Here is a 3,980-nt window from a genome sequence, read left to right on the forward strand (position 1 = left end):
GGCGGCCGGCCGCCGGGGCGCGGCAGGAGTTGGCTGCGGTGCGCCTGCAGCGCCCACGCCTTGGCCTCCACCGCCTGGCGCGGCGCGCCGATGGAGCGCAGGGCCGGCCAGTCGATGCGCGCGCAGCCGGGCTCGGCCCAGTGCCACATCCACACCGGCGCCTGCAGCAGGCGCAGCCCCAGGCGCCGGGCCACGTCACAGGCCACGCGGCCGCAACATTCGTGGTCCGGGGGACCGTCCAGGCGCCAAGTGGTGAGCAGCACGTCCCCCGGCCGCAGGAACTGCATCAGGAGCGCATGCAGCCGCGCCCCGGCGCCGGACACGCCACCGTCGGGCAGGTGCAGCGGCGTGACCGGCACCTGGCCCAAGCCGAGCCGCGCCAGGCCCTCGCGCCGCTCCGCGCAACGCGCCTGCTGCAGCTGCTGCACCAGCGCACCTTCCTCGCCGTGGCTGGCCTCGCCGTCGGTGGCGCCCAGGATGTGCAGCGCGCCGCCGCGTGCCGCGTGCTGCTGCATCAGCAGCGCGCAGGCAAGCACCTCGTCGTCCGGGTGCGGCGCCAGCACGACCAGGCGTTCGTGCGCGCGCACCAGCGGCTGGCCTGCGGGGCGCACGTGGTCTTGCAGCCAGCACTGCCAGGCCGTGGGCGGCGCGTGCGGCACGCCGATGCGGCGCGCGCCCCGGCGGTGCATTGGACCCATCATCGCCCCCTGCCGGCGGGCGCGGGCCGGACCGGTGCCACCTCGCGGGCCACGCCGTGGAAAGGCGGGCAGGCGCCGAGGCCCCGGTCCGCGCCGCGCACGGGAAGCAGGGGGGCAGTGGCGGCGCCCTTGCGGGGATGGGCGGCGCGGGCGCAAATGGAAAGCGTTGGACAGAACATTGCAAAACGAGCCGGGCGCTGCAGCGGCGCGCCTGGCGGTACATACGGTCCAGCCATCCTAGGAAGGGCGCGCGCCTGCCGTCTGTAGGACAGGCATCGCCCTGCCCATCCGCCCGGCGCCCGGCCGCGCGTGCGGCAAGGCGGCACTGCCCAGGCTCAGAGCCAGCGCCGGCGCCGAAAGAACCAGAGCATCGCGCCGACGATCGCCGCCATGAGCGCCAGCACGTACAGATAGCCGTAGCGCCAGTGCAGCTCGGGCATGTTGAAGCGGCTTTCGGTGTCGAAGTTCATGCCGTACACCCCGGTGATGAAGGTCAGCGGCAGGAAGATGGTGGCGACGATGGTCAGCGCCTTCATGATGTTGTTCATGCGCTGGCTGACGGCCGAGAGGTAGACGTCCAGCAGGCTGGACGCCATCTCGCGGTAGGTTTCGACGAAGTCGATGATGACCACGCTGTGGTCGTGGCAGTCGCGCAGGTAGACGCGCGTGGCGTCGCGGATGAAGGGCGCGTCGTCGCGCATCAGCGTGGCGATGACCTCGCGCTGCGGCCACCAGGCACGGCGCATCACCACCAGCTCGCGCTTGGCGTAATGCAGCTTGTTGCGCGCCTCCTGGTCGGCGTCCTGCAGGATCTCGTCCTCCAGCGCCTCCAGCTCGTCGCCCAGCGCGTCGAGCAGCGGGAAACCCGAATCGACGAGGGTGTCGAGCAGCGCATACAGCAAATAGTCGGCACCCAGGCGGCGGATCTTGCCGTTGGCGCGGATGCGCTGGCGCACGGGCTCGAACACGTCGGCGCTGCCGTCGTTGATGCTGATCACGAAGTTGTGGCCCAGGAACAGGCTGAGCTGGTCCACGCGGCAGGCGTCCCCGTCGCGGTCGCGCTGCACCAAGTTCAGGACGACGAACTGGTGCGCCTCGTAGGCCTCGGCCTTGGCGCGCTGGCCGCGGTGCAGCACGTCTTCGAGCGCCAGCGGATGCAGGTCGAAGGCCTCCCGCAGGGCCTGGAGCTGCTGCGGCGTGGGCAGGCCCTGCAGGTGCAGCCAGACGACGCGCTGCGCATCGGCGGCCGCAGCGGCAGCGGCCTCGATGGGGGGTTCCGGCAGCTCGACCACCTCGCCCTCGCTGGCGTAGTGCATCAGCAGCAGCCGCGCGGGCGGCTGTGCGGCCGCGTCCTGCACGCTGGCGACGGGTTCGAGCGAACCCGGCGGGGCACCGGGGCGGTTGTGGCGGCGGCGAAAGCCCTGGCGGCGCAGGGCGCGCAGGCGGGTGGCGACGGGGTGTTTCACAAGGTCGGCATCCTACCGGCAGCGCCCCTGTTCATTCGGTCAACGCTGCGGGTGGTCGCGGCGAAACAGCTCCCACTCCTCCACCACCGTCCCCTCCGGCAGGTGGCACATGCCCCGCTCGCCCTCTGGGCCACGGACGATTTTCAGCGTGCCGCCGCGTTGCGCGCAATACACCGAGGCCGGGTTGGCCATGCCGACGGCCGGCGCGGGTGCCGGGCGGGCGCCGCAGCCGGCCAATGCCGTGAGCGCGAGGATGCCGGCGGCGAGCGTCGGGAAGGTGGCGAGTAGGGGCATGAATTTCCTTTCTTTCGTGCGACGGTCATTCGACCGTGACACTCTTGGCAAGGTCGCGCGGCTTGTGGCTGCGGCCCGCTGCTGCGCAGCTTCACGCCGGCTGCGCCGGCATGAGCCTTCGCCGCAAGCCCAGAAACCTTGGCGCTGCGCGCGGCGGCTGCGCCGCCCCAAGAGCGCCACGGTCATTCGACCGTGACACTCTTGGCAAGGTTTCTGGGCTTGTCGACATCCGTTCCGCGCGCGCAGGCCGTGTGGTAGGCCAGCAGCTGCAGCGGCACGACGTGCAGGAGCGGCGACAGCACGCCATAGTGCTCGGGCATGCGGATGACGTGGATGCCCTCGCTGTGGTCGATGCGCGTGTCGGCATCCGCCAGCACGTACAGCACGCCGCCGCGCGCGCGCACTTCCTGGATGTTGCTCTTGAGCTTGTCCAGGAGTTCGTCGTTGGGGGCGACGGTGACCACCGGCATCTCGCTGGTCACCAGCGCCAGCGGCCCGTGCTTGAGCTCGCCGGCCGGGTAGGCCTCGGCGTGGATGTAGCTGATCTCCTTGAGCTTGAGCGCGCCTTCCAGGGCGATCGGATAGTGCAGGCCGCGGCCGAGGAACAGCGCGTGTTCCTTGCGCGCGAACTCCTCGGCCCAGCCGATGACCTGGGGTTCGAGCGCCAGCACCGCCTGCAGCGCCACGGGCAGGTGGCGCAGCGCCTGCAGGTGGCGCGCCTCGTCCTCCTCGGACAGCCGTCCCTTGGCCTGCGCCAGCGCCAGGGTCAGCAGGAACAGGCCGGCCAGCTGGGTGGTGAAGGCCTTGGTCGAGGCCACGCCGATCTCCACGCCGGCGCGCGTGACGTAGGCCAGCTCGCACTCGCGCACCATGGCGCTGGTCGCGACGTTGCACACCGTGAGCGTGTGGCGCATTCCCAGGCTCTTGGCATGGCGCAAGGCCGCCAGGGTGTCGGCGGTCTCGCCGGACTGGCTGATGGTGACCACCAGGGTGCGCGGATCGGGCACGCTGGTGCGGTAGCGGTATTCGCTCGCCACCTCCACCTGGGTGGGGATGCCGGCGATGCCCTCCAGCCAGTAGCGCGCCGTCAGGCCGCTGTAGTAGCTGGTGCCGCAGGCCAGGATCAGCACGCGGTCGATCTCCTGGAACACGCGCCAGGCGGCCGTCTGCGCGCCATCGAAGAGCTCGGGCACGATGCCCTGCACGCCGTCGAGCGTGTCCGCCAGCGCCCCGGGCTGCTCGAAGATCTCCTTTTGCATGTAGTGGCGGTAGGGGCCCAGCTCGGCGGCGCCGCTGTGCGCGAGCACGGTGCGCACCGGCCGCTCGGCAGGCGAGAGCGGCTGGCCATCGGCGCCGGCGATCCAGTAGCGGCCCAGCTGCAGGTCCACCAGGTCGCCCTCTTCCAGGTAGACGATCTGGTCCGTGACGCCGGCCAGCGCCATGGCGTCGCTGGCGAGGAAGTGCTCGCCCGCTTCCTGGTGCGAGCCCACGCCCAGCACCAGCGGCGAGCCGGCACGCGCGC

At 71.7% G+C, this 3,980-nt stretch carries 4 protein-coding genes; all 4 read right to left on the bottom strand.

Annotation, left to right across the window (positions count from 1 at the left end; translation table 11 throughout):
- On the bottom strand, positions 1 to 689 hold a 689-nt coding region (locus tag A612_RS05510; protein ID WP_019373538.1), incomplete at its 3' end, for a PIG-L deacetylase family protein.
- A gap of 344 nt (positions 690 to 1,033) precedes the next feature.
- Positions 1,034 to 2,164 carry a magnesium/cobalt transporter CorA gene (gene corA / locus A612_RS05515; RefSeq protein ID WP_019373539.1) on the bottom strand — a complete coding sequence of 377 codons (1,131 nt, stop codon included), beginning with the start codon at positions 2,162 to 2,164 and terminating at the stop codon, positions 1,034 to 1,036.
- A 39-nt stretch (positions 2,165 to 2,203) separates the two neighbouring features.
- Positions 2,204 to 2,458, bottom strand: a complete 255-nt coding sequence (locus A612_RS05520) for a putative hemolysin (RefSeq protein ID WP_019373540.1) — start codon at positions 2,456 to 2,458, stop codon at positions 2,204 to 2,206.
- Positions 2,459 to 2,640: 182 nt separating this feature from the next.
- On the bottom strand, positions 2,641 to 3,980 hold a 1,340-nt coding region (glmS, locus tag A612_RS05525; RefSeq protein WP_019373541.1), incomplete at its 5' end, for a glutamine--fructose-6-phosphate transaminase (isomerizing).

Origin of the sequence: Melaminivora alkalimesophila (genome assembly GCF_000282995.1) — a bacterium.
Classification (GTDB): Bacteria; Pseudomonadota; Gammaproteobacteria; order Burkholderiales; family Burkholderiaceae_C; genus Melaminivora; species Melaminivora alkalimesophila.

Bases quoted from the DNA above. Each gene is read 5' to 3' on its own strand.
- A612_RS05520 (WP_019373540.1), bottom strand. From the start codon at position 2,458: ATGCCCCTACTCGCCACCTTCCCGACGCTCGCCGCCGGCATCCTCGCG.